Below are 25,304 nucleotides of genomic sequence, written 5' to 3' on the forward strand. Positions count from 1 at the left end.
GCACGGCACCGCTTGGCCCCCTCGACGGCGCGGGCCGCGGCGACGATGTTCGGGCGCGAGCACCTGCTGACCGGCTAGCGCGCCATCGAGGCGCGCGCGAAGTCCCGTACGCCGTCGTCGAACTCCACCGTCGGCTTCCACCCCAGCTCCGCACGCAGCCGCGCCGAGTCCGCGGTGATGTGCCGGACGTCGCCGAGCCGGTACTCCCCCGTCACGACGGGATCGGGCCCGCCGTACGCCGCCGCGAGCGCCGATGCCATCTCGCCGACGGTGTGCGGCGTGCCGCTGCCCGCGTTGTAGGCGCGCAGCACACCCGGCTCGGCGTCGGCCTCCAGCGCCACCGCGTTGGCCTCGGCCACGTCCCGTACGTGCACGAAGTCGCGCCGCTGACGGCCGTCCTCGAAGACACGCGGCGCCTCGCCGCGGGCGAGCGCGGAGCGGAAGAAGGAGGCGACACCGGCGTACGGGGTGTCGCGGGGCATCCGCGGCCCGTACACGTTGTGGTACCGCAGCGAGAGTGCCGCCCCACCGCTCGCGCGCGCCCAGGCGGCGGCCAGGTGTTCCTGCGCGAGCTTGGTCGCGGCGTACACGTTGCGCGGGTCGACCGGGGCATCCTCACCGACAAGCCCCGCCTCCAACTCGGCTCCACACTCAGGGCACTTGGGCTCGAACCGCCCCGCGTCCAGATCGGCGACGTCGCGCGGCCCGGGCCGTACGACGCCGTGCCGCGGGCAGGCGTAGCGCCCCTCCCCGTAGACGACCATCGACCCGGCAAGCACGAGCCGCGACACACCGGCCTCGGCCATCGCGGCGAGCAGCACCGCCGTCCCGAGGTCGTTGCGCGAGACGTACTCGGCGGCGTCGGCGACCCCATTGCCGAGCCCGACCCTGGCCGCCTGGTGACACACGGCGTCGACGCCGGCCAGGGCACGGGCGACCGCGTCGGGGTCGCGCACATCGGCGCCGGGGTCCTCCCGCACATCGAACACGACGGGCTCGTGCCCGCGCGCGGTCAGCGCCTCGACGACATGGGACCCGATGAACCCGGCACCGCCGGTGACCAGAACTCGCATGCCGCCACGCTAGATCCCCCGACCCCGCACACCACGGCAACGGGCCGATGCGTCACCACTCCGTAAGACCCTCCCGCACGGCCGCTTGACACGTTTTGCATAATGCAAAGGTCGGTATTTTGCATTATGCAAACGTGAGGCAGGGAAAAGAGTGAGCGGCACAGGAGTCGGTCTGCGGGCGCTGCGCCCGATGCTCGGCGGCCGGGGTTCGACGATGGTTCTCGCGGTGCTCGTGGGAGCGGGAGCGGGGCTCGGCTCGATCGTCTTCCGCTGGTGCATCCAGACGTTCACACGCCTGTTCTCCGGGCACGGCGACTACGCGGCGGACCCCGGCAGCGCCAATCCGCACGTGCCCTGGCTCGGCCCGTTCTTCGTCCTCGTCACCCCCGTCATCGGCGGCCTCCTCTACGGCCCGCTGGTCAACCGCTTCGCCAAGGAGGCGCGCGGCCACGGCGTGCCGGAGGTGATGCTCGCGGTCGCCAAGCGCGGCGGCCGGATCAGCCCGAAGGTGGCCGTCGTCAAGACGCTCGCCTCTGCGCTCACCATCGGCTCGGGCGGTTCGGTGGGGCGCGAGGGGCCGATCGTACAGATCGGCTCGGCGCTCGGTTCGACGCTCGGCCGCGTCACCGGGCTCTCGGAGGATCGGCTGAAGCTGCTCGTCGCGTGCGGCGCGGCGGGCGGCATCGCGGCGACGTTCAACGCACCGCTGGCCGGTGTGTTCTTCGCGATGGAGCTCATCCTGCGGACCTTCACCGTCGAGGCGTTCGGCGCGACGGTGCTGGCCAGTGTCACCGCGAGCGTGATCGGCCGGGCCGCCTTCGGTGACGTGGCGTTCCTGAGCCTGCCCGACTTCCCGGTCCAACACCTCGGCCAGTACGCCCTGTTCGCCGTGCTCGGCGTCGTCGCGGGCGCGGTCGGCGTCGGTTTCTCGCGTGTCCTGTACGCGATCGAGGACGCCTGCGACTGGCTGTGGCGCGGCCCCGAGTGGCTGCGCCCCGCGGTCGGCGGGCTCGCGCTCGGCCTGGTCCTGCTCGCGCTTCCCGAGATGTACAGGGTCGGGTACCCGGTCCTGGAGAAGGCGACGGAGGGCGGGTACGCCATCGGGTTCCTGCTGCTCCTGCTCGTCGGCAAGATGATCGCCACGAGCCTGACCATCGGAATCGGCGGCTCGGGCGGGGTGTTCGCGCCGAGCCTGTTCATCGGGGCGATGCTGGGCGCCGCGTTCGGCGCGGTCGCGCACGGCCTGCTGCCCGGCACGGCGGGAGCCGTCGGCGCGTACGCGCTGGTGGGCATGGGCGCCGTCTTCGCGGGCTCGTCCCGCGCGCCGATCACCGCCGTGGTGATCCTCTTCGAGCTGACCGGCGAGTACTCGATCATCCTGCCGCTGATGCTGGCGATCGTCCTCGCCACCGCCACCAGCCGTCTGCTCACGCGCGACACGATCTACACGCTCAAGCTGCGCCGCCGCGGCATCGACCTGGACGGCCCCACTCCGGACGCGCCGCTCGGCGGGCAGCGGGTGGCCACCGTCCTGGAGCCGCTGCCGACTCCCCTGCCCGCGACGATCCAACTGGCCGACGCCTCCGAGTTGTTGAGCCGCTCGGGTCACGGCGCCCTGCCCGTGTGCGACGACCGCGGCACGCATCTCGGCGTCGTCACGGCACAGGCGGTGGCCGAGACGCTGACGGAGCAGCCGGACGGGGCGCCGTCCACCGTGGGTGAACTCGCCCTGCACACACCCCGCGTCACCACGGACCAGCCGCTCGCCGAGGCACTGCACACACTTCTCGCGGCGCCCGGCACGGGACTCCCGGTGATGCACACCGACAAGGACGAGCCGGTGGGCTGGCTCAGCCACCAAGGGGCACTGCGGGCGCTGCACCAGCCGACACCCGTAGAGCCCGCGTCCGCGCAGACCACGCCCGCGTAGGTTCAGTCGGCGGAGCCCGACGGCAGATCGACCCAGCCCAGCGGGTGCAGGGTCGGGTCAGGGTCGTCGGGTGCCGAGGGCTCGCCGCCTGCCTCGTTGAACGCGTCCAGCGCGCCGATCAGCGACGCGCGCTGCTCCGGGTCGAGGCGCTCCACGATCCCCGCGATGTCCTCGCGGCGCCGCGCGGTCACGTTCTCGACGGTGCGGCGCCCCTCGTCGGTCAACTGCAGGAGCGTCTCCCTGCGGTTGGCGGGGTTGGCGCGGCGGTCCGCGAGCCCCGCCGCGATCAGCCGGTCCACCATCCGCATCGCGGTGGACGGCGCCACGTGCAGTTGCTCGGCGAGCGTGACGAGTTTGGTGGCGCCGCGCGTCGAGAGCACCACCAGCATCCGGAACTGGGCCAGCGTCACCCGGTCCTCGACCTCCGCGAGGGAGCGGGCCGACACGGCGACGAGCAGCCGCGACGCGGTGAGCACCGCACGGGTCACCGCGTCCACGTCGTCCCGACCCTCGGCCCGGGGCCCGCTCTCAGCCATGCACCCTCCTCGCGGTGTCGATACCCGCCAGTATGAGGTCGATGCCGGCCAGGAACTGCGCCCGGTCGTCATGTTCGGGCAGGTCCGCCGCCACCTGCCGCAGGAACGGGTGGCGAGCGGCGTCGAGTTCCTTCCACCGTGCGGCGATCCCACCCAGGAACGCCGAGCGGTCAGTCACGCCCGGCAGTACGAGGCTCGCGTTCGCGGCGTTCTGGGCTGCGGCACCGAGTACGTAATTCAGCAGCGCGGAGGCGGAGTTGAACTGCTCGGCGCGCGCGACGCCCAGCTCCTGAAGCCGGCCACCGAGGCCCTCGAAGATCTGCAGCAGCGCGGCACCCCACGGCTCGCGGGAGAGCTGGGTTCCCACCCACGGGTGCACGTCGATCGCATCGAAGACGCCGAGAGCCAGGACCCGGATCCCTTCCCGCGGATCCTCGTCACGGGCCACGCCCGCCATGACGCGCGTGACGACGCCGTCGGTGGCCGCGGCGAGCAGCTCGTCCTTGTTCGCGACGTGCCAGTAGATCGCTCCGGCGCCGGTCGCCAGACGCGCCGCGAGGGCGCGGAAGGTCAGCCCCTTCTCGCCCTCGGTGTCGAGGATCTCGATCGCCGCCTCGACGATCCGCTCCTTGGAGAGCGCGTCGGTGCGCTGTGCCCTGGTCGCCATGGATCCCATTTTGACACGACTGGAACAGTGTTCCAAACTGGCACTGGAACAACGTTCCACGCTCACTACCTCCCACACTCCCGAAACGGAGCAAGATCATGAACACGACTACGACCACGCACACGACCACCCCGATCACGATCGTCGGCGCGGGCCTCGGCGGCCTCGTCCTCGCCCGCGTCCTGCACGTCCACGGCATCCCCGCGACGGTCTACGAAGCCGACCCCTCGCCGGACTCCCGCACCCAGGGCGGCCAGCTCGACATACACGAGGCCGACGGGCAGGCGGCCCTCGCGGCGGCCGGGCTCACCGAGGAGTTCCGCGCGATCATCCACGAGGGCGCCGAGGCGCTGCGTGTGCTCGACCGGCACGGCAAGGTGCTGATGGACGAGCCCGACGACGGCAGCGCGAAGCGCCCCGAGGTGCTCCGCGGCGACCTGCGCCGGATCCTGCTCGACTCGCTGCCCGAGGGCACGGTCCAGTGGGGGCACAAGATCACCGGTGTCAGCGCGCTCGGCGGCGGCTGCCACGAGCTGTCCTTCGCCGACGGTTCGACCGTCACCACCGGCCTCCTCGTCGGGGCCGACGGGGCCTGGTCGAAGGTCCGTCCCCTCGTCTCGGACGCCACGCCCGCCTACACCGGCACGACGTTCGTCGAGACCTACCTGTACGACGTGGACGAGCGCCACGCGGCGGCCGCCGGGGCGGTCGGCGCCGGCGCCCTGCTCGCCCCCTCTCCCGGCAAGGGCATCAACGCCCACCGCGAGGCCGGCGGAATCATCCACACCTACGTCCAGCTGACCCGCCCCGCCTCCTGGTTCGCCGATATCGACTTCACGGACGCGGCCGCGGCCAAGGCCCGTATCGCGGCCGAGTTCGAGGGCTGGGCCCCGGAGCTCACGGCGCTGATCACGGACGGTGAGTCGGCCCCGGTCGCCCGCATGATCCACACGCTCCCCGACGGACACCGTTGGGACCGCGTGCCGGGCGTGACACTGCTGGGCGACGCCGCGCACCTGATGCCGCCGTCCGGCGACGGCGCCAACCTGGCCATGTTCGACGGCGCCGAACTCGGCAGGGCGATCGCCGCGCGCCCCGACGACATCGAGGCGGCCCTCGCGGCCTACGAAGCGGCGATGTTCGCCCGCACCTTGGGCTTCTACGACGACGCGCGCGAGATCTTGGACCTCTGCCTCGGCGACGGTGCACCGACCTCGCTCGTCGACTTCTTCACCGCTGCCGGTAAGACCGCACCCGGTGAGTCCGTCTCCGGTAAGACGGAAACGCAGTACGACGCCGCGCGAGCCTGACCCGACGAAGCCCCGAAAGGCACTGGCGTGCCTACCCGCACCATGGTGCCGCGCCGACCACGGCGGGACAATGTGCCGGATCCGCCCCTCGCCGGGACGGACCCGCACACTCGTCGAAGGTGGCACGCGTGAATATCGACGGCATCGACAGCAGCGACGGCTACTACGACCTGGGATCTTTCCACCGCGAGGTCACCACCGGCTCACCCGAGGCCCAACTGTGGTTCGACCGGGGCCTGTTGTGGACGTACGGCTTCCACCACGAGGAGGCGGTCGGCTGCTTCGAGCGGGCCATCGAGGCCGACCCGCAGTGCGCCATGGCCCACTGGGGCCTCGCCTACGCGCTGGGGCCGAACTACAACAAGCCGTGGGAGGCGTTCGACGAGCGCGAGCTGACGTCGAGCGTCGAACGCACCCACCACGCCGTTCAGCGGGCCACGCTCGCCGCCGCCCGCGCGACACCGGTCGAGCAGGCGTTGATCGACGCCCTCCGGCACCGCTGTCCGTCGGCCGGCCCCGCGCCCGACCAGTCGGTGTGGAACGAGGAGTACGCGCAGGCCATGGGCAAGGTCTACGCGAACCACCGGGACGACCCGGATGTGGCGACGCTGTACGCCGACGCCCTGATGAACCTCACGCCCTGGCAGCTGTGGGATCTGCCCACCGGCCGCCCCGCCGAGGGCGCCCGCACCGTCGAGGCACGGGAGGCGCTCGAACGCGCGCTCGCGCGGCCGGACGGCCGTGACCACCCCGGCCTGCTGCACCTCTACATCCACCTCATGGAGATGTCGCCGACGCCCGAACAGGCGCTGCCGGTCGCCGACCGGCTGCGGGGCCTGGTGCCCGACTCGGGCCATCTGCACCACATGCCCACGCACATCGACGTGCTGTGCGGCGACTACCGGCGCACCATCGAGGCCAACACCCGCGCCATCGAGGCGGACAGGCTGGCGCTCGCCCGCGACGGCGCGATGAACTTCTACACGCTCTACCGCTGCCACAACATCCACTTCCGTCTCTACGCCGCGATGTTCGCGGGCCGGGCCGAGGTGGCGTTCGACTCCGTTGACCGGCTCGAGGCGGCGGTCCCCGAGGAGCTGCTGCGCGTCGAGTCCCCGCCGATGGCCGACTGGCTGGAGGGCTTCCTGGGCATGCGGGTGCACGCCCTGGTCCGCTTCGGCCGCTGGCAGGACCTCGTCGACCTGCCGCTGCCCCGCGACCCGGAGCTGTACTGCGTGACGACGGCGATGACCCACTACGGCAGGGGCATCGCCCTCGCCGCGACCGGCCGCACACAGGAGGCCGCGGCGGAACGCGCGCGCTTCACCGCTGCCGTGGAGCGCGTGCCGCCCTCCCGCACCCTCTTCAACAACACGTGCCTCGACATCCTCGCCATCGCCTCGGCGATGCTCGACGGCGAACTCGCCTACCGGACAGGCGACTTCGACCAGGCCTTCACCAACCTCCGCCGCGCCATCCACCTCGACGACACCCTCCCCTACGACGAGCCGTGGGGCTGGATGCAGCCGACCCGGCACGCGTACGGGGCGCTGCTCCTGGAGCAGGGCAGGGTGGCCGAGGCCGCCGACGTCTACGCCGCCGACCTGGGCCTCGACGACACGCTCCCCCGCCCCCTGCGCCACCCCAACAACGTATGGGCGCTGCACGGTTACCACGAGTGCCTGCTCCGCCTCGGCCGTGAAGCGGAGGCCCGGATCATCGCCCCGCAGCTGACGACGGCGCTGGCGGTGGCGGACGTCCCGATCCGTTCGTCGTGCTACTGCCGCCTGGACTCGGCGTCACCCGAGGAGGAGAACGACTGCTGCTGACGACTGCCGTCAGGGCCCCGCGAAGCCACCTGGGTCAGCTCCCCCGATCGCCGCTCACTGCTCACCCACTCACTCCTGCTCCTCCAGCAGGCAGAACCCGCCGCCACGGCAATCCCCGCACACCTCTCCCTCGCGCAGACCGCTCCCATGGCAGGCCCCGCACAACCCGTCGTGCCACGTCGTCCCGTCCAGCGCGTGGTGCGGGTGCGGATAGTGCGTGTCAGGGAGCACGCACTCCACCTGTGTCTCCGGATGCCGTCGGACACACAGGTCCCGGCCGGGCTGCCGACGCCGAGCTTCCTCTGTCATGACTGCTGCTTCCCCTTCCGCTACGACTCCAGGGAAACATCCAGCACTGACAATCGGGCCGATCGCGCTCAGCCGAGCCGCTCCGCGGTGACCACCACCGCCGTGTAGGGCAGCGTGAACTCTCCGCCCATCGCGTCGATCGCGGCACCCGTATGCGCCAGCAGGGCCTCCAACTGCTCCGGCCGGTACGTGCCCGCCTCCCCGCTGGTGCGCATCTGTTCCAGCCACGCGTCGCGCGTGTACGTGGCCTCCCAGTCGAAGTGCCACTCCTCGGGCTCGCCGAACAGGGCGGTGTCGCGCAGCCCGTCGGCGACCTTCGCGAAGACCGCGCCGTACGCGTCGAGGGTGGGGCGGGCCCAGGGGTTGCGCGGCGAGTCGGGCAGGGCCTCGCGGTGGGCGGCGGCAAAGGCGTCCGCGAGTTCGGATCCTGGGCGGAAGACGTTCCAGAAGAGGGCGAGGCGTCCGCCGGGGCGCAGGACGCCGGCCGCCTTCGTGGCTCCGGCGACCGGGTCGACCCAGTGCCAGGTCTGTCCCGCGACGACCGCGTCGAAGGTCCGGCCCGCCGCGTCCCAGGTCTCGAACTTGCCGACTTCCACATCGAGTTCGTGACCGCGGGCGTACTCCGCCATGCGCGCGTCGACATCGATGCCGAGGACGGTGCAGCCCGCCGCCCGGAACTGGCGGGACGCGATGCCGGTGCCGCAGCCGACGTCGAGGACATCAGGGCCCGGCGCGGCGGCGGTGATCCGGGCGATCAGGGCATCCGGGTAGCGGGGCCGGGTGCGGTCGTAGCGGTCGGGGTCGGCGCCGAAGGACTCGGCCATGGCGCGGGCCTTGTGCGGTTGGTTCGCAGCGGGCTCAGCGGGCTTCACGTAACGAGTGGGCATGCGCCCACCATAATGGGCACTCGCCCACTCTTCTACCCTGAGCGGAACCTTGAGCCCAACCCCGAGCCCAGCCGAACGAAGGAGAACCGCAGGTGCCGACCGGTGTGGCCATACGCGATGCGCGGGAGCAACTCTTCGACGCGGCCGAGCGCGTCCTCATGCGGGACGGGGCCGCCGCGCTCACCAGCCGGGCGGTCACCACGGAGGCGGGCTGCGCCAAGGGCGTGCTGCACCGCCACTTCGCCGACTTCGACGCCTTCCTGGCCGACCTCGTCATCGACCGCGCGGGCCGCATGGAGGAACGGGCCGCCGCGCTCGTCGCGTCCGCCGGCACCCGTACCGTCGTCGACCTCCTCACCGAGGCGCTGAGGGACCTGTTCACGCCGGTCGTCGTCGCCATGGTCGGCCTGCTCACCTTCCGCGACGGCCTGCGCGCGCGACTGCGGGCGGCCGGGCGGCCCGGCGTCACGGTCCTGTCGGACGCCACCGCCATGCTCCGCTCGTACCTCGAAGCGGAGCGGCAGGCGGGCCGGTTGGCGCGCGACACCGACATCGACTCCCTGGGTCTGACCCTCATCGGCTCGGGCCACCTGCTGTACGCGAACCGGGAGGACGGCCCTCCCGGGGAAGCGGACGTCCGCCGGATCGTCACGTCCGCCGTCGCCGGGGCACTGCCCCGCTAGACCGCCTTCGCGTACCTGAGCACCTGAGCACCTCCTGAGAATGTCTCCGAAATTGTTGACACTTACGTTGACAGTTGATGCCGTAGGCCGGGGGCGGGACTCGCTCGCCCCAAGAGCCTCACGGGAGCCACGAGTTGAAGCACAGGGCCATCAAGCGCAGAAGCGTCGTGATCGGGATCGGGGCGACCGCGGGCGCCACGGTCGCAGGCGGCCTCACCCTGTCCGCGCAGGCGTCGACCGGAACCGCGTCCGACGCGCCTTCCGGCGCCCTCACGTTCGACACGGACGCGTACACGGAGCTGACCACGACCGTCACCACCGACGACGGCGACAAGGAGGTGAAGTACCGCTTCTGGAAGGCGATCACCTATGTCGCCAAGCCGGTCGACGAGACGTATCAGAGTCTCAACGTCAGCGTGCCGGTGGAGATCGACGGCAAGGCGATCGACGCCTCGGACGCGCCCATCCTGTTCGCCAACTCCGTCGGCGGCTACATGCCGTCCTCCGTCGCGGACGCGGACGGCGTAGGGGGCGGCGGCATGCCCGGTGGCGGCGGTGGCGGTGGCACACCGGGCGGCGGCGGCCGCGCCATGAACGCCAACCAACTGCTCGCCCTTGCCGCCGGATACGTCGTCGTGGAACCGGGCGCACGCGGCCGCACCCTCAAGGACGACGCCGGCACCTACTACGGCACCGCGCCCGCCGCGATCGTCGACCTGAAGGCCGCCGTGCGCTACGTCCGCGCCAACAAGGGCCGCATACCCGGCAACACCGACCGCATCGTGTCCGCGGGCACCAGCGCGGGCGGCGCCCTGTCCTCGCTGCTCGGCGCCTCCGGCGACAGCAGGATCTATGCGAAGTACCTGTCCGACCTGGGCGCGGCCGACGCCTCCGACGCGATCTTCGCGACCGGCGCCTGGTGCCCCATCGCCGACCTGGAACACGCTGACGGCGCGTACGAGTGGAACTGGGGCGCCAACAAGCAGAGCAACGGCGAGCAGGTCGACCAGGCGACGTCCAAGCAGTTGCGGGCCCAGTTCGCCGAGTACCAGGCCTCGTTGAGGCTGCGCAGGATCGACGGGCACGGGCTGCTGACCGCCCGGAACTACGACGACTATCTACTGACGCACTATCTGCAGCCGTCCGCCACGCGCTACTTGAAGGGCCTGTCGGACAGCGACCGGGCCGCGTACCTCGCCGACCACACCTTCATCACGTGGCAGGGCGGGAAGGCCACGTTCACGTGGGAGGACTTCCTCACGCATGTGGGCGCGCGCAAGAAGGACACGCCCGCCTTCGATCCGTTCGATCTGTCGTCCCCCGAGAACAACGAGTTCGGCGCGGGTACCACCGAGGCGCGGCACTTCACCGCGTACGGCGCGCGGCACGACACGTCCGGGCTGGACAGCAAGCGGGTGGCGTCGGACATCCCCGAGAAGCTCGACCTGATGAACCCGATGTACCACCTGGCACGCGGCAACCCCGGCCGCTCCAAGCACTGGTGGATCCGCCTCGGCACCAAGGACAGTGACACGTCGCTGACCGTCTCCGCCAATATCGCGGCGAGTGCGGCCGGGCTCGGTGACGAGGTCGACCACCTCTACTACTGGGACCAGGGGCACGGGGCCAACACCGACCCGGCGGACTTCATCGCGTGGATCACCCGGGTGACGGGCCACAAGAAGAAGTAGGCGCGACGCACGCAAGCCACTGTGGCCCGGCCCCCGCGAAGGGGCCGGGCCACAGTGCCGTACGCAAACGGATCAACCGGCCATCGCGGGCGCGCCCTTCCGGTCCCCGCTCCCCCGGTTCAGCCCCACCCGGATGGTGAGCGCGGCCAGCGCCATCATCACCGCGCCGAACACGGCCGCCACGGCGAACATCGAGAAGCCCAGGTCCGCATGGCCGGCCGCGAGCAGCTGGCCGCCCATCCACGGGCCGAAGACGGCACCGAAGCGGCCCATGCCGGAGACCCAGCTGAGCGCGGTGGGCCGGTCCTCCTCGACGTGGTGGGAGCCGACCGTCGCGTACACCATCGTCTGGCCGCTGAACAGGAGCAGCCCGGCGAGGAAGACGACGCCGTACAGCACGCCCACCGACATGTGTACGCCCATCAGGTAGACGAAGACCGCGGTCAGCGCGAACCAGATGATGACGATGCGGCGCGGGCCGACCCGGTCGGCGAGGCGGCCCGCGACCAGCATGCCGACGATGCCGCCGACGTTGAGGAACGTCGAGAAGAGCAGCGAGTCACCGGTCTCGTAGCCGAGGTCGCCCATGATCTTCGGCAGCCACTGGCCGACCCCGTAGACGAGCAGCAGGCCGGCGAACGACGTCAGCCAGAAGCAGAGCGTCGTCAGCCACTGGCGGCCGCGGAACAGGGCCTTGATGCTCTCCAGCTTGTCGGCTGCGTGCCCCTTGGGCTCGGGCAGTTCGAGGCCGTACGTGCCCGCGAGGGCCTGCGCGTCGCCGGTACGGCCGCGGGTGAGCAGGTTGGTCGGCGACTCGGGCAGCAGCTTGAGGGCCAGCGGCAGGAAGATCAGCGCGGGTATCGCGCCGACGAGGAAGGCCGAGCGCCAGCCGAAGTCGTCGATCAGCCACAGTGCGAGCAGCGGGGCGACGGCGCCGCCGGTCTGGTGGGCGGTCATGATGACACCGGTCGCGAGCGCCTTGCGGGCGCCGGTGGTGAACTCCATCCCGTACGAGATCGCGATCGGCAGCAGCGCGCCGAGGCCGAAGCCGCACACCAGGCGGAAGAAGCCGAACACCCCGGCGCTCTGGGCGAATCCGCAGCCTACGGTGGCGATGGTGAAGACGACGACCGAGCTGAAGACAGTCTTGCGGCGGCCCACCCAGTTACTGACGGTGCCGGAGAGGATCGTGCCGACCAGCATGCCGAAGGTGGTGTAGCTGCCGATGTCACCGGCGGTGGCGTCGGTCAGGCCGAGCGCCTTCGAACCGAGCATGTGCGGCAGCGCGGAACCGTAGATGAACGTGTCGATCCCGTCGATGAACACCAGCGCCCAGCACAGGGCGATGACGATGGTGCGGCTGCGGCGGGACGGGTCCGCGGCGACGGCGGAGGCCGCGTTTTTGGGCAGGGCGGAGCGGTAACGCGAGGACATCGTTGTTCCTCTCGTCCGGGCGGTCCGGTGGCGGCCCGGTCATGGTGGTGGGGTGGGATGCGCGGGGTCAGGGCTTGATCGGCGGGGTTCCGTGGGTGTGGAAGGACTCGATGGTCTTCAGGCCCCAGGCCTGGCCCTTCTTGCGCTCTTCCTCGGTCCAGGTGATGAGCGGCCAGTCGGGGGCGAGAACGAGGCGGGTGAGCGGGTTGCACAGCTCGATGCGGTTGCCGCCGGGCTCGTAGACGTAGAGGAAGAACGTCTGCTGGATGGCGTGCTTGTGCGGGCCCGTCTCGATGAACACGCCGGTATCGATGGCGAGATCGGCGGCGCGCAGGATGTCCTCGCGGTTGTCGGTCGCGAAGGCGATGTGGTGCAGGCGGCCGTTGGCGCCGGTCCAGTCCTCGGTGTAGACGACGTCGTACGACTTGTTGGTGAAGGTCAGCCACTTGCCCGCGATGCGGCCCGTGTCGAGCTGGATCTGCTCGGTGGGGCGGGCGCCGAGGACGTCCGACTGGAAGTCGGCGTTGAGGGCGACGTCAGAGGCGAGGAAGTTGACGTGGTCGAGGCGGCGGACGCCGACGCCCCGGTTGGGCTTGGCCTGCGGCTGGTTCTTGAGGGCCGGCTTCAGCTCGTCGGGGGCCCGGTAGTGCTCGCTGTCCCAGTAGAGGGCGAGTTCGTGGCCGTCCGGGTCGGTGGTGACGAAGAGCTTGCCGATGCCGGGCTCGTCCTCCGCCCAGTGTCCGGTGCCGCCGGACTCCTCGACCGCCTTGACGCGCCGCTGAAGCGCTTCCTCGCTGGAGGTGCGCAGCGCGATCCGGCCGAGTCCCGGCTGGTCGCGGGCGGTGAGGACGAGGCTGTGGTGCTCATAGTCGTCGAAGGTGCGCAGGTAGACGGTATCACCGTCCTGCCCGCAGACGGTCAGGCCCAGGAAGTCCGTGAAGAAGCCGACGCTGGCGTCCAGGTCCGGGGTGAACAGCTGGGCGTGGCCGATGTGCGCGATGTCGCCGAGGGGCGGAGTCATCGGGGACCTCCTGAGTTCTGTGCGGGGAGCGGTGCGGTGTCGACGGAGCGCGGGAAGACCGTGCCGTCGAAGAGTTTTCGGGCCGTGCGGACGACGGCGGTGCGCTGCGGGGCCGGCAGCCCGTCAAGCCCCGTGGTAAGGTCGGCTTCGATGTCGGTGAAGCCGGTGGGGTGCTCGATGCGCAACCGGTCTCCGGTGGACGGCAGTTGGGCGATGCCGTCCGCCACACTGCCATCCATCCGCAGCCCCGCCGCCACGCTCGCAGCGCCGAGCACGCCGATGGAGGTGTGGCAGCGCACGGGGATGAAGGTGCGGGTGGTGACGGCGCCGCCGTGCCGGGGCAGGGCGAGCAAGGTCAGCTTGGGGACGGTGGCGTCGGTGACATCACCGAGGCCCATCAACTCACCGGCTTCCAGACGGATTTCACGGAGCCTTAGAGTCAGTTCCTCGTCCGCCTCCAGCTCCTTCGGGTCCTCGTAGCCGGTGACCTTCAGGGAGTCCGCGGGGATGAGCACCGTCGGCATGCCGTTGTCGACGCAGGTCACCTCCGTGCCCGCGACCGTGTCACGGAGATTCCCGCTGGGCAGCAACGCGCCCTCCCCCGGCGGGAATTCGGTGACCACGGCGGCCGCGGCCCCCGGTACCCCGGAGATCTCCGCGTCACCCGTGTAGTCGACCCGGCCGCCCGGCGTGGGGAACGTGGCCGTGGCCCGGTCGCCGGAGTTGACCATGCGGATGCGGACCGAGGTCTCCCCGTCGACGGCGGACACCAGGCCGCGCTCGACCGCGAACGGGCCGATGCCGGCGAGGATGTTGCCGCAGTTCTGACGGTCCGACACGACCGGTTCGTCGACGTTGACTTGAAGGAACAGGTAGTCGACGTCGCAGTCCGGATCCTCGGACGGGGACACCACCGCGACCTTGCTGGTGAGTGGGTGGGCGCCCCCGATGCCGTCGATCTGGCGCGGGTCGGGGCTGCCCATCACCCGCAGCAGCAGCTCGTCGCGGGCGGCCGGTTCGGCGGGCAGGTCCTCGGCCAGGAAGTAGGCACCCTTGGAGGTGCCGCCGCGCATCAACAGACAGCGCACCTCATCGAACCGGGCCCCTTCCGACCCGGCCGCCTCCGCCCCGGTCACGAGGTGTGCTCCTCGTACGTGCGGTACTCGACGCCGAGCCGCTTGAGGGTGTCGCGCAACCCGTAGCGGTCCAGGCCGAGTTGGCCCTCCAGGAAGGCGGCGCGGGTGGCGACCTCCTTCTCCTCGCGGGCCCGGGACTTCTCCGCGGCCTCGGCGGCCCGTTCGCGCGGCACGACCACGACACCGTCGTCGTCCGCGACGATGACATCACCGGGCCGGATGGTCTCGCCCCCGATGACGACGGGTACGTTGACGCTGCCGCCGGTCGCCTTCACCGTGCCCTGCGCGGACACGGCGGCCGACCAGGCGTGGAAGCCCATCTCGCGCAGTTCGGCGGTGTCACGGATCCCGGCGTTGGTGACGATGCCGCGCACCCCGCGCTTCTGCAGCGCGGTCGCGAACAGCTCGCCGAACATGCCGTCGGTGGACGGCGATGTGGTGGTGACGACGAGGATGTCGCCCTCGCCGCACTGCTCCACGGCCGCGTGGATCATGAGGTTGTCGCCGGGCCAGGACAGGACGGTCACCGCGGTGCCTGCGATGCGCGTGTCCTGCTGGTTGGGGCGCAGGTGGTGGCCGAGGAGGCCGGTGCGGCCCATCGCCTCGTGGACGGTGGCGACTCCGTATGCGGCGAGCGCCTCGACGTCCTTGTGCTCGGCCTTGGGCGGGTTGGTGACGATGACGCCGGGCATCAGGCGAGCTCCTTCGCGATCTGCGGGTACGGACGCATGTACGCCTCGGCCATGGTCTTGTGGGCGAGCCCCAGGTTGGGTCCCGCGTTGCGCTTGAGCTGCACACCTCGGCGTACGGCCAGGTCGGTGTAGTACTCCCACAGGTGCGCTTGCGCGCCCAGGCACTCCATGGCCTTGCGCTTGGTGTCCCAGACCTCGGTGATGTCGAGGAGGACCTCGGGCCTGAAGCCGCTCATCTCGGGCTGGTGCGGCTCGAAGTAGAAGACGGGCGGGGCGCCGATGATCTCGCCCTCGCCGGGGTAGCCGATGGCCTGCGCGAGGACGCGGGCCTGCAGGGCCATGCGGTTGGCGGCCGGGTGGTCGCCGTTGTACGGGTCCTCGACCGGGTGCGTGAGCACCACGTCGGGCTGGGTGTCGCGGTAGACGGCGACGAGCCGGTCGGTCAGCTCGGCGGTCTCCACGAGCGGGTAGTCTCCGGCGTCAAAGAAGTGCACGTCGGCGCCGAGCGTGGCGGCGGCCCGCTCCGCCTCGTCGCGGCGCAGCGCCTTGATCTCGTCGAGCTTCTTGCCCTCCCGCCAGGCCTTGGCGGACTCGCCGCGCTCGCCGAACGTCAGGCACGCGATGCTCACCTTCTCGCCGCGGGCGGCGGCGAGCGCGATGGCACCGCCGGCCCGCCACACGAAGTCCCCGGCGTGCGCGGTGATCACGAGGGTGGATCGTGGCGGGGTGGCGGGCGCGTGGCCGTTGGTCATTGCTGCATCTCCTTGGTGACAGGTGTGCGGCCCGCCCCGATGCAGCGTGCGTCAGTCGGCGCGCAAGACGTCGATCACACTGCGGAGGTGGGCGCGGACGGCCGTCTCGGCCGCCTGCGGGTCCCTGGCGCGGATCGCCTCGATCATCGCCAGATGCTCGCTCAGGGACTGCTGCGAACGCCCCGGTCGCAGCGCCAACTGGAAGCGGTGGCGCACCAGTTGGGCGTTGAGCCGCTCCAGGAGCCCTACGGCCGTGTGCTGGCCGGAGATCTCCCGGATGCGGGCGTGCAGCTCGTGGTTGAGGTCGGAGTAGGTGAGCGGGTCACCATCGGCGACCGCCTTGGACATGGCGTCACCGAGCCCGGTGAGCTCGTCGAGCTGCGCGTCGGTGGCCTCCTCTGCCGCCTTGGCCGCGCACAGCCCTTCGAGTGCCATCCGGCACTCGGTGATCTCCACGGCCTCCTCGACCGTGACGACCCGCACCCGCGAGCCGCGGTTGCGGATCCGCTCGACCAGGCCTTCCGCGGCCAGCTCGAGCAGCGCGGCACGGATGCTCGCCCGCGTCACGTCGTACTGCTCGGCGAGTTCGTTCTCCACCAGCCGCTGGGCCGGTGACATCTCGCCGCGCAGAATCGCCTTCCGCAGCTGATCGAGCGCGTACTGCTTGGCCTGCTCTCCGGAGCCCGGACGGGCTTCCTCCGGCATCTGCCCTCCCTGAGTGAGTGCGTGTCGACGCTAAATCTAGGCGAACGGAATTGTCAACGATTTGGTTAGCAACTTGTCCGCACACTTTGCCCCACCCCCACAGCCCCGCACGTCGGCGACACTGCCCAACCCCCGCCCCCACACCATGAGTTCACCCCTTGTACGCTTCCGCTTCGGACATCACCCCCTTCCCCCTCACACCAAGATCACAGAATGCGTCCGCCATGCTCACGACATGAAGGAGCTTTCACGTGGCCACTCCACGGACGTCCCTGCTGGCCCTCGCCACCACCGTCGCCGCGCTCGCCGCGACCACGACGGGCCCGGCCCAGGCCGCCTCCCAGGCGCTGCCCGCCGTTCCGCCGCGTGCCGAGACCGCCGCCCTGCACGACGACGCCGCGGGCGGTGACGCGGACGCCGACGACCCGGCGATCTGGCGCAACCCCGCGAACCCGGACCGCAGCCTCGTCGTCGCCACGGCCAAGCAGGGCGGCCTGCGCGTCTACGACCTCGACGCGCACGAGGTGCAGTCGCTGCCGGCCCCCGCGGGACCCGGCGCCGACGACGCGCCCGGCCGGTTCAACAACGTCGACCTGGTCCACGGCTCCGGCCTCGGCGACCTGGCAGTGACCTCGGACCGCGGAAACGACCGGCTGCGCTTCTACCGCATCGACCGCGACCGCGCCGGCGGCCCGCTCACCGACGTCACCGACCCGAAGGCGCCCCCCGTCTTCTCCGGCTCCCAGGACGAGATCAACGAGCAGCGCACGGCGTACGGCCTGGCCACCTGGACGGACAAGGCGAGCGGCCGCTCGTATGCCCTGGTCAGCCGGCGGGAGCGCACCCGCCTCGCCCTCCTGGAGCTCAAGGGCAACGCCGACGGCACGGTGGGCTACAGCAAGGTCCGCACCCTCGACCTGCCGTCCACCTTCCGCCTCCCGAACGGCGCCGACTGGTCACCGTGCGGCGAGCCCGGCGAACTCCCGCAGGTGGAGGGCATGGTGGTGGACCCGGCGACCGGCACGCTCTACGCCGGTCAGGAGGACGTCGGCATCTGGCGGCTGCGCGCCGACCTCGGCGGGACGCCGAAGCTGATCGACAAGGTGAAGGAGTATGGGGTCCCCGGCACCTACGACGAGGCGACCGAGGAGTGCACCGCGGGCGCCGACCCGGGCTTCGGCGGCAAGCGCCTCACCGCGGACGTCGAGGGCCTGACCCTGGTCAACGAGGCGGACGGCGACGGCCTGCTCCTCGCCTCCAGCCAGGGCGACAACACCTTCGCGGCGTACGACCGCGAGGTCTCCGACGCGAACGAGTACGAGGGCGGCTTCCGCGTCACGCCCGCCTCGGCCGAGCTCGACGGCTCGGAGGAGTGCGACGGCGCCGCCGCGCTGAACGAGCCGCTGGGCCGCCGCTACCCGAACGGCCTCCTGGTCGTGCAGGACGGCCACGACGCTCCGGGCGACCCGGACCGCCCCTCCACCAACTTCAAGTTCGTGGACCTGGGCGCGGTCACGGACGCGGTCGACGACTGACGGCCCCGGCGGGCCGCTCGTCGAACGGCCCGCCCCACGGAGCCTCCAGCGCCGCACGCAGCCCGCCGAGCACCTCCTCGCCGATGCGCTCCGCCAGCCGGGCCTCGAGCCCGTCCAGGGCGCGCCGCGCCCGGTCATGGGCGCGGCGCCCCTCCGCGGTGCGGCGGACCAGGCGCTGCCGGGCCGACGCGGGGTCAGGCGCCTGCTCCAGGAGGCCGTCGTCGATCAGGGTGCGTACGGCCTGATGGACGGTCTGCCGGGTCACACCCATGCGGCGGGCCAGCTCGGCGACGGTGGTGCCGTCCGCGTCGAGCATCGCGAAGAGCTGCATCTGGGTGGGCGTTATCGGCGCCACGCCCTGCGCCTCCAGGGCCGCGAGCAGCCCGTCCTCGAACCAGCGCCGGGCTTCACCGAGGAGCTGCGGCAGATCACGTCGGGGCTCGCTCGTCACTTCTTCGTCCTCCTTGGCGCCTCGGCGCGGACCTGGCACTTGCCCTTGCCCTTGCCCGCGGACCGCTTCACATGTCAGGCTACCTGACACAGAACGTCAGGCACCCTGACACAGGCAAGGATGATCAGCATGACCATGGAGTTCGCGACGCGCTACCGCAGCGCCTCCCGCATACCGGCCGACCCGTCGAAGCCGTACGTGATCGAGAAGGGCGAGGGCGACCGGGCCCACCTCTTCGGCGATCTCGTCACCGTCTACGCGGGCGGCGAGCAGACCGACAACACCTTCAACTTCTTCACCGTCGAGGGCCCGAAGGGCGACATCATCCCGGCGCATGTGCACGCGGACACCCACGAGGTGTTCTACGTGACGCAGGGCGCGGTCCGGCTCTTCGCCGAGGACTCCGAGGGCGAGCAGCTGGAGCGGCTGCTCACGCCGGGTGACTTCGGTTTCGTGCCGAAGAACTGCACGCACGCCTACCGCATGGAGCGCCACCACTCCCAGGTCGTCGGCGTCGCCGCGGGCCCCAGCGGAACCTTCGAGCGGTTCTTCGAGTCGCTGGGCACGCCGGTGGAGGAAATGGGCCTGCCGGCCCGGCCGTTCGTCCCCGAGCCGCACAAGTTCGGCACGGTTCCGCAGGAGTACGACGTGCGCTTCCTGCCCGACCACCAGTGGCGGACCTCGTGACACCGGGCGAACTGCGGCAGTTGATCGCCGCGCCGCACCCTGACGTCGCGCCGCTGCCCCGGGCGACCGGGTACGCGGGCGGCGTGCGCGCACTGCGCGGCGTCCCGTACGCGGACGTGGAGGGCGCCCGCCCGCTGGAACTCGACCTGTGGCTGCCCGCGTCGGCGGGCCCTGCGCCGCTGGTGCTGTTCGTGCACGGCGGGGCGTGGCGGCGCGGCCGGCGGGACGACATGGGTGTGCGGACGCGGGGGTGGGCTCCCGGACCGTTCGAGCAGCTCGCGGCGGCGGGCCTCGCCGTGGCCTGCGTGGACTACCGGCTCAGTGGCGAGGCGACGTTCCCCGCACCGCTGGAGGACCTGCGGTCGGCGCTGCGCTGGCTGGGTCTGCGCGCGGACGAGTTGGGCATCGACCCCGAACGCACCGTCGTCTGGGGCGAGTCGGCGGGCGGCCATCTGGCCTCGCTGCTCGCGCTCACGCACGACGAGCCGCGGCTCGCGGGGGCGGTCATCTGGTACGGCCCTGCGGATCTGACGACGGCGCGGCCCCCGTTCGATCCGGCGAGCCCCGCCACGCCCGAGGCGCTGCTCCTGGGCGACGCCCCGGCTTCGGTGCCGGAACTGGCGGACGCCGCAAGCCCGTTGAAGCGGGTGCACGCGGACGCACCGCCCTTCCTCGTCGTGCACGGGGAGGCCGACTCGATGGTGTCGTGCTCACACGGCCGTGACCTGTCGGACGCGCTGCGGGTCGCCGGGGCACCGGTCGAGCTGCGGACGGTGCCGGGGGCCGACCACGGTTGGCACGGCGCTGACGACGCCGAGGTCCGGCGGATCTTCACCGCTTCCCTGGACTTCGTACGGCAGCACACCTGACCACCCCTTTGCGCCGCGCAATCGACCTGGCAGATTGGGGTGCTCCTGCCCCCGCCCGGTGAAGAGGTGCGTGATGAGCCCGCAGTTCGGCGACTACCAATTCGAGATCTACCTCGACGGACTGCGGGGCGTCACGCCCACGCAGCCGATGGACTTCGCCACTCTCGAACAGCGGGCGCAGGCGGCCCTCTCCCCCTCCGTCTGGTCCTACGTCGCCGGGGGCGCGGGCGACGAGCACACGCAGCGCGCCAATGTGCGGGCCTTCGAGCGGTACGGACTCGTGCCGCGGATGATGGTGGGGGCCACGCAGCGCGACATGTCCGTGGACCTCTTCGGGATGCGGCTCGCCTCACCGCTGTTCATGGCGCCGGTCGGCGTGATCGGGCTGTGCGCGCAGGACGGGCACGGGGACCTGGCGACGGCGCGGGCCGCGGCGCGCACCGGCGTGCCCATGGTGGCGTCGACGCTGACGGTCGACCCGATGGAGGACGTGGCCGCCGAGTTCGGTGACACACCCGGCTTCTTCCAGCTGTACACACCCACCGACCGGGCGCTCGCCGAAAGCCTCGTCAAGCGGGCGGAGGCGGCGGGCTACAAGGGCATCGTGGTCACCCTCGACACCTGGATCACCGGCTGGCGCCCGCGCGACCTGTCGACCTCCAACTTCCCGCAGCTGCGCGGCCACTGCCTCGCCAACTACACCTCGGACCCGCGCTTCCAGGAGATCGCCGCGAGCACCGACCCCACGGACCTCGTACGGTCCTGGGTCGGTCTCTTCGGCAACCCGCTCACCTGGGACGACCTGCCGTGGCTGCGCTCGCTCACCGATCTGCCGCTGATCCTCAAGGGCATCTGCCACCCCGAGGACGTGCGCCGCGCCAGGGACGGCGGCGTGGACGGCATCTACTGCTCCAACCACGGCGGCCGCCAGGCCAACGGCGGCCTTCCCGCGCTCGCCGCGCTGCCGGGGGTCGTCGAGGCGGCGGACGGCATGCCGGTGCTCTTCGACTCGGGGGTCCGCTCCGGCGCGGATGTCATCAAGGCGCTCGCGCTCGGTGCCACGGCGGTGGGCGTCGGGCGGCCTTACGCGTACGGGCTCGCGGTCGGCGGCGACGACGGGCTCGTGCACGTCCTGCGCTCCCTGCTCGCCGAGGCCGACCTGATCATGGCGGTGGACGGCTATCCGACCCTGGCGGATCTCACGCCCGAGTCGCTGGTCACGCTGGACTGACCCCGCGGTCACGGGACACCGCGTCGATCAGCCGCGTGAGCGCGTCGGCGGCCTTCGCCAGTCCCTCGTGCGGGGTGACCGGCTCGTCGAGGTAGCGGTCGCGGCGCAGCTCCAGCATGAGGGCGGTGACGCGGGGCTCCTTGCCGTAGTGCGTCATAGGGACGTACGCGCCCGCGAACGGTGTGTTCACGGCCGTGTCGCCGTACGGGGCGAAGGCCCCGCGGGCCCGGGCGAGGAGGGTGGCCGGGGTGTGGAACGGGTCGGTGCCCAGGCAGACCGGTGGGCGCGGGTCGCTGCCGTGCAGTTCGTGGGGCAGGGCGCGGCTCGGGTAGGAGTGGACGTCGATGACGACCGCCCGGCCGGTCGCGGCCAGCCGGTCCGCCACTGCCTGCGTCATGGCCTGCGCGTACGGGTGGAAGTACGTGTCGAGCAAGGCCTGCTCGTCCGCCGGGGGTTCGGGGCGCAGCGGCTCGCGGTGTGTGGTGCGGGTGTAGACCGCGCCCATGCCGACCGACCGCATCTCCTCGCGTTCGTCGGGGAACCGCTCCGGGTCGACGACCAGGCGGGAGCGCTCGTTGACGAAGCGCCAGGGTGTGACGGACGCGGCCTTCGCGGCGCGTTCCGCGACGACGTCGGTGTGGGCGTCGGTGATGAGGTCCAGCTCGCGGGCCAGGGCCTCCCCTTGGAGCAGCAGGCCTTCGCGTACGCGCGCCGGGATCTCGCGGGAGGCGTGCGGCACGTGCAGGAGCACCGGCGAGTCCGGGTCGCCGGGGTGCAGGCGGAAGGGCGGCGTGTCCATGTGTCCCACTCTCCCATCCGTCCATCTCCCATCTGTCCATTTCCTGGGACGGGTGGTTTCGAGGTGTGGGCGAGGGGTAGGGAGCCCAGCCGCTACTACTGAATGGACAGTGAGTAGCTGAAGCGCGACAGGAGTACCTCACCTTGCCCGAAGCACCTTCAGAACTCGTGCGTCATCTGTGGATACCGCTCGCCGACGGCACGCGGCTCGCCGCCCGTGTCTGGCTCCCGGAGGGCCCCGCGCGCCCGGCGCCCGCGATCCTCGAGTACATCCCGTACCGCAAGAACGACGGGACGGCCGACCGCGACAACAGCCTGCACGCCCGCTTCGCCGCGTCCGGTTACGCCGCCGTCCGCGTCGATCTGCGCGGCAGCGGCGACTCCGACGGGCTGATGCTCGACGAGTACGCGCAGCAAGAGCTGGACGACGGTGTCGAGGTCATCGCGTGGCTCGCCGAGCAGGAGTGGTGCGACGGCACGGTCGGCATGATCGGCAAATCGTGGGGCGGCTTCAACGGTCTCCAGATCGCGGCCCTGCGCCCGCCGGCGCTGAAGGCGATCGTGACGGTCTGCTCGACGGACGACCGGTACGCCGACGACGTGCACTACACGGGCGGTTCGCTGATCGCCTCCGAGATGCTGCCGTGGGCGTCGACGATGCTCGCCTACAACGCGCGGCCCGCCGACCCCGCCGTGGTCGGCGACGACTGGCGCGAGCGGTGGCTGGAACGGATGGCGGACACCCCGGTGTACGTCGAGGAGTGGCTGCGGCACCAGACCCGCGACGCCTTCTGGAAGCACGGCTCGGTGTGCGAGGACTTCGGGGCGATCGAGGCACCGGTGCTGGCGGTGGGCGGCTGGTACGACCCGTATTGCGGCGCCGTGCTGCGCCTCCTCGAAGGCGTGAGCAACGCTCCCGTGCGGGCGCTCGTCGGGCCGTGGGCGCACACGTATCCGCACCAGGCGGCGCCCGGGCCCGCGATCGACTTCCACGGTGAAGTGGTGCGCTGGTTCGACCAGTTCCTGCGCGGCAAGGACACCGGGGCCCTGGAGGATCCGGCGCTGCGTGCGTGGCTGCCCGAGTGGGCGGCGCCCGGCGGCGACCGCGAGCAGCGGCCCGGCCGGTGGGTGGCCGAGCGGCAGTGGCCCTCGGAGCGCATCGAGCGGCAGGAGTTCGCGCTGGCCGGAGAGTCGGCGGGCGAGGCGGTCGAGCACGACCCGCTGCGCTTCAGGGACGCACACCTCGACAGCACGCGCGTGCTCGGCACGGCGGGCGGCAGCTGGCTCCAATTCGGTGACGAGGCGGGGCAGTTCGGCCCGCAGGGCGGCGACGACGGGCTCGCGCACTGCTTCACCACCGCGCCGCTCGACGAGCGCGCGGAGATCCTCGGCGCACCGTCCGTGACCCTGCGCGTGAGCGCCGACCGGCCCGCCGCGCAGCTCGCGGTGCGACTCAACGACGTGGCCCCGGAAGGCAGTTCGCGGCTCGTCACGCGCGGCCTGCTCAACCTCACACACCGCGAGGGCCACGAGGAGACGCTGCCGCTGGAGCCCGGGCAGGCCTACGACGTGACCGTGCCGCTGGTGGCGACCGCGCACGCCTTCGCGCCCGGCCACCGCATCCGGGTCGCGGTCTCGTCCTCGTACTGGCCGCTCGCCTGGCCGTCCCCCGAGCCGGTCACGGTCACCCTGCACCCCTCCCCCGCCGCGGCACTCCACCTGCCGGTCCGGCCGCCGACGGACGCGGACGACGAGCTGCGCCCCTACGGGGAGCCGCAGCCGGACCTGCCCGTCGAGCTGTCCACGTCCGGTGACGGCTCCGCGCGGCGCATCGAGCACGACCCGGTCTCCGGCCGCAGCACCGTCGAACTCGCCATCAACGACGGGGACTTCAAGGACCTCAGCGACGGGCTGTGGAAGCGCGGCGACTCCGTCGACCGCTTCTCGCTCACCGAGGGCGATCCGTCCTCCGCCGTCGTGGAGTGCGAGCGCACCGAGGAGGGCGGGCGCGGCGACTGGCACTGGAAGGTCGTCACGCACAGCCGGATGACCGCCGACGCCTCTACGTTCACCGTCGTCAACACCCTCACCGCCTACGAAGGGGACACCCGCGTCTTCGATCGCACCACGGACGCAGTGATTCCCCGGCAGGGAGTCTGAGCATGCGCAGACGCACGTTCCTGACCGGCTCGCTCGGTGTCGTCGCGGCCGCCGGAGTGGCCACGGCCACCGGGTCGGCCGCCGGCACGGGCCCCGTGATCACGGTCGGCTCCAAGCAGTTCACCGAGTCGTGGGTGATGGGCGAGCTGTACGCCCAGATCCTGCGCAAGCGCGGCTTCGACGTCGTCCTCAAGTCCAACGTGGGCAGCGCCGACCTCATCGACCGCGCGCTGCGCAATGGGCAGATCGACCTGTACCCCGAGTACACGGGCGTCATCCTGCAGACGTTCGCGATGCCCAAGCACATGCCGACGACGGCGCGCGACACTTACGAGGCGGCGAAGAAGTTCGAGGCGGGGCGCGGGATCTCGCTGCTGCCGCCGACGCCCTTCCAGAACCGCAACGCCGTCGCCGTACGCACCGCCGACGCCCGCAAGCACAAGCTCAAGACCGTCGGCGACCTCAAGCGCCTGGGCAAGATCTCGTACGCCGAGTATCCCGACAACATCACGGGACCGCTCGGCTTCGACGCCATCGTCAAGGCGTACGGGCTGCACGACATGAAGGTGCGGCCGCTCAACATCGGCCTGCAGTACCCGGCGCTGAAGAACGGGGACGTGGACGCGGCCGACGTGTTCACCACCGACCCGCAGCTGCGCCGCTACGACTTCACCATCCTCGACGACGACCAGGCCATCTTCGGGTTCCAGAACGTCTCCCCCGTCGTGCGCACGTCCCTCGTCGAGAAGTACGGCGAGCGGCTCACCGAACCGCTGAACGCCGTCGACGAGTTGCTCACAGAGGAAGCCATGCAGGCCCTGAACGAGGCCGCCGCGATGATGCGGCTGAGCCCGGCGAAGGTCGCCGACCGGTTCCTGAGAGCGAACAAGCTGATATGACCGTGACCGAGGAGCATTC

Annotated in this window: 24 protein-coding genes; 11 read left to right on the forward strand and 13 right to left on the reverse strand. The window is 71.4% G+C overall.

Annotation, left to right across the window (positions count from 1 at the left end):
- Positions 1-74: 74 nt before the first annotated feature.
- The gene (locus ACYSUO_RS01575) at positions 75-1,073 is read right to left on the reverse strand and encodes an NAD-dependent epimerase/dehydratase family protein (RefSeq protein WP_461774141.1); all 999 of its coding nucleotides are present in this window, start codon (positions 1,071-1,073) and stop codon (positions 75-77) included.
- A gap of 214 nt (positions 1,074-1,287) precedes the next feature.
- Here ACYSUO_RS01575 and ACYSUO_RS01580 point away from each other — a divergent pair, with 214 nt between their 5' ends.
- A complete protein-coding gene (locus ACYSUO_RS01580) occupies positions 1,288-3,003 on the forward strand; it encodes a chloride channel protein (protein WP_461774366.1) in 1,716 nt (571 codons plus the stop codon).
- 2 nt (positions 3,004-3,005) lie between these two features.
- Here ACYSUO_RS01580 and ACYSUO_RS01585 read toward each other — a convergent pair whose 3' ends face one another.
- Together ACYSUO_RS01585 and ACYSUO_RS01590 are read right to left on the reverse strand one after the other, a co-directional pair.
- Positions 3,006-3,539, reverse strand: a complete 534-nt coding sequence (locus tag ACYSUO_RS01585) for a MarR family winged helix-turn-helix transcriptional regulator (RefSeq protein ID WP_461774142.1) — start codon at positions 3,537-3,539, stop codon at positions 3,006-3,008.
- Positions 3,532-4,206: a TetR/AcrR family transcriptional regulator gene (locus ACYSUO_RS01590; protein WP_461774143.1), complete on the reverse strand. Its 675-nt coding sequence runs from the start codon at positions 4,204-4,206 to the stop codon at positions 3,532-3,534. The genes ACYSUO_RS01585 and ACYSUO_RS01590 overlap by 8 nt, the downstream gene beginning before the upstream one ends.
- Positions 4,207-4,304: 98 nt before the next feature.
- On the opposite strand from ACYSUO_RS01590, the gene ACYSUO_RS01595 reads away from it, so the two are divergent.
- Entirely contained in the window at positions 4,305-5,516 is a 1,212-nt protein-coding gene (locus ACYSUO_RS01595; protein WP_461774144.1) for an FAD-dependent oxidoreductase, read from the forward strand.
- A gap of 119 nt (positions 5,517-5,635) precedes the next feature.
- Positions 5,636-7,345, forward strand: a complete 1,710-nt coding sequence (locus ACYSUO_RS01600; RefSeq protein WP_461774145.1) for a tetratricopeptide repeat protein — start codon at positions 5,636-5,638, stop codon at positions 7,343-7,345.
- Positions 7,346-7,414: 69 nt separating this feature from the next.
- Here ACYSUO_RS01600 and ACYSUO_RS01605 read toward each other — a convergent pair whose 3' ends face one another.
- Both ACYSUO_RS01605 and ACYSUO_RS01610 read right to left on the reverse strand, forming a co-directional pair.
- Positions 7,415-7,576: a hypothetical protein gene (locus ACYSUO_RS01605; protein WP_461774146.1), complete on the reverse strand. Its 162-nt coding sequence runs from the start codon at positions 7,574-7,576 to the stop codon at positions 7,415-7,417.
- Between the two features lie 146 nt (positions 7,577-7,722).
- Positions 7,723-8,541, reverse strand: coding sequence for a class I SAM-dependent methyltransferase (locus ACYSUO_RS01610; RefSeq protein WP_461774147.1), 819 nt, complete (start codon positions 8,539-8,541; stop codon positions 7,723-7,725).
- A gap of 92 nt (positions 8,542-8,633) precedes the next feature.
- Between ACYSUO_RS01610 and ACYSUO_RS01615 the strand changes: the two genes are divergently transcribed.
- Together ACYSUO_RS01615 and ACYSUO_RS01620 are read left to right on the forward strand one after the other, a co-directional pair.
- The gene (locus tag ACYSUO_RS01615) at positions 8,634-9,224 is read left to right on the forward strand and encodes a TetR family transcriptional regulator (RefSeq protein ID WP_461774148.1); all 591 of its coding nucleotides are present in this window, start codon (positions 8,634-8,636) and stop codon (positions 9,222-9,224) included.
- 134 nt (positions 9,225-9,358) lie between these two features.
- On the forward strand, positions 9,359-10,915 hold the full coding sequence (locus ACYSUO_RS01620; RefSeq protein WP_461774149.1) for a subtype B tannase: 1,557 nt from the start codon (positions 9,359-9,361) through the stop codon (positions 10,913-10,915).
- A gap of 72 nt (positions 10,916-10,987) precedes the next feature.
- On the opposite strand, the gene ACYSUO_RS01625 is transcribed toward ACYSUO_RS01620, so the two are convergent.
- From ACYSUO_RS01625 to ACYSUO_RS01650, 6 genes are all read right to left on the reverse strand, one after another.
- On the reverse strand, positions 10,988-12,349 hold the full coding sequence (locus ACYSUO_RS01625) for an MFS transporter (RefSeq protein ID WP_461774150.1): 1,362 nt from the start codon (positions 12,347-12,349) through the stop codon (positions 10,988-10,990).
- A 67-nt stretch (positions 12,350-12,416) separates the two neighbouring features.
- Complete coding sequence (locus tag ACYSUO_RS01630) at positions 12,417-13,370, reverse strand: catechol 2,3-dioxygenase (protein WP_461774151.1); 954 nt, start codon at positions 13,368-13,370, stop codon at positions 12,417-12,419.
- Positions 13,367-14,506 carry a 4-oxalomesaconate tautomerase gene (locus ACYSUO_RS01635; RefSeq protein WP_461774152.1) on the reverse strand — a complete coding sequence of 380 codons (1,140 nt, stop codon included), beginning with the start codon at positions 14,504-14,506 and terminating at the stop codon, positions 13,367-13,369. The genes ACYSUO_RS01630 and ACYSUO_RS01635 overlap by 4 nt, the downstream gene beginning before the upstream one ends.
- Positions 14,503-15,198, reverse strand: a complete 696-nt coding sequence (locus ACYSUO_RS01640; RefSeq protein WP_461774153.1) for a 4-carboxy-4-hydroxy-2-oxoadipate aldolase/oxaloacetate decarboxylase — start codon at positions 15,196-15,198, stop codon at positions 14,503-14,505. The genes ACYSUO_RS01635 and ACYSUO_RS01640 overlap by 4 nt, the downstream gene beginning before the upstream one ends.
- Complete coding sequence (locus ACYSUO_RS01645; RefSeq protein ID WP_461774154.1) at positions 15,198-15,950, reverse strand: PIG-L deacetylase family protein; 753 nt, start codon at positions 15,948-15,950, stop codon at positions 15,198-15,200. Before ACYSUO_RS01645 ends, ACYSUO_RS01640 begins: the two co-directional genes overlap by 1 nt.
- Positions 15,951-16,001: 51 nt before the next feature.
- Positions 16,002-16,655, reverse strand: coding sequence for a GntR family transcriptional regulator (locus ACYSUO_RS01650; RefSeq protein ID WP_461774155.1), 654 nt, complete (start codon positions 16,653-16,655; stop codon positions 16,002-16,004).
- 251 nt (positions 16,656-16,906) lie between these two features.
- Between ACYSUO_RS01650 and ACYSUO_RS01655 the strand changes: the two genes are divergently transcribed.
- Positions 16,907-18,190, forward strand: coding sequence for a phytase (locus tag ACYSUO_RS01655; RefSeq protein WP_461774156.1), 1,284 nt, complete (start codon positions 16,907-16,909; stop codon positions 18,188-18,190).
- On the opposite strand, the gene ACYSUO_RS01660 is transcribed toward ACYSUO_RS01655, so the two are convergent.
- Positions 18,168-18,641: a MarR family winged helix-turn-helix transcriptional regulator gene (locus ACYSUO_RS01660; protein WP_461774157.1), complete on the reverse strand. Its 474-nt coding sequence runs from the start codon at positions 18,639-18,641 to the stop codon at positions 18,168-18,170. The two genes, ACYSUO_RS01655 and ACYSUO_RS01660, sit on opposite strands and share 23 nt — an antisense overlap.
- Positions 18,642-18,770: 129 nt before the next feature.
- Here ACYSUO_RS01660 and ACYSUO_RS01665 point away from each other — a divergent pair, with 129 nt between their 5' ends.
- The 3 genes from ACYSUO_RS01665 to ACYSUO_RS01675 all read left to right on the forward strand — a co-directional run bounded on the left by ACYSUO_RS01665 (position 18,771) and on the right by ACYSUO_RS01675 (position 21,428).
- Positions 18,771-19,328 (forward strand): quercetin 2,3-dioxygenase, encoded by a 558-nt coding sequence (locus ACYSUO_RS01665; RefSeq protein WP_461774158.1) that lies wholly within the window; start codon positions 18,771-18,773, stop codon positions 19,326-19,328.
- Entirely contained in the window at positions 19,325-20,197 is an 873-nt protein-coding gene (locus ACYSUO_RS01670; RefSeq protein ID WP_461774159.1) for an alpha/beta hydrolase fold domain-containing protein, read from the forward strand. Before ACYSUO_RS01665 ends, ACYSUO_RS01670 begins: the two co-directional genes overlap by 4 nt.
- 73 nt (positions 20,198-20,270) lie before the next feature.
- Positions 20,271-21,428, forward strand: a complete 1,158-nt coding sequence (locus ACYSUO_RS01675; RefSeq protein ID WP_461774160.1) for an alpha-hydroxy-acid oxidizing protein — start codon at positions 20,271-20,273, stop codon at positions 21,426-21,428.
- Here the strand turns inward: ACYSUO_RS01675 and ACYSUO_RS01680 are convergent.
- On the reverse strand, positions 21,415-22,227 hold the full coding sequence (locus ACYSUO_RS01680; protein ID WP_461774161.1) for an N-formylglutamate amidohydrolase: 813 nt from the start codon (positions 22,225-22,227) through the stop codon (positions 21,415-21,417). The two genes, ACYSUO_RS01675 and ACYSUO_RS01680, sit on opposite strands and share 14 nt — an antisense overlap.
- Before the next feature lie 143 nt (positions 22,228-22,370).
- Between ACYSUO_RS01680 and ACYSUO_RS01685 the strand changes: the two genes are divergently transcribed.
- A complete protein-coding gene (locus tag ACYSUO_RS01685) occupies positions 22,371-24,386 on the forward strand; it encodes a CocE/NonD family hydrolase (protein WP_461774162.1) in 2,016 nt (671 codons plus the stop codon).
- 2 nt (positions 24,387-24,388) lie between these two features.
- Positions 24,389-25,285, forward strand: a complete 897-nt coding sequence (locus ACYSUO_RS01690; protein WP_461774163.1) for an ABC transporter substrate-binding protein — start codon at positions 24,389-24,391, stop codon at positions 25,283-25,285.
- The last annotated feature ends 19 nt before the right edge of the window (positions 25,286-25,304 follow it).

This window comes from Streptomyces sp. UC4497, assembly GCF_054871485.1.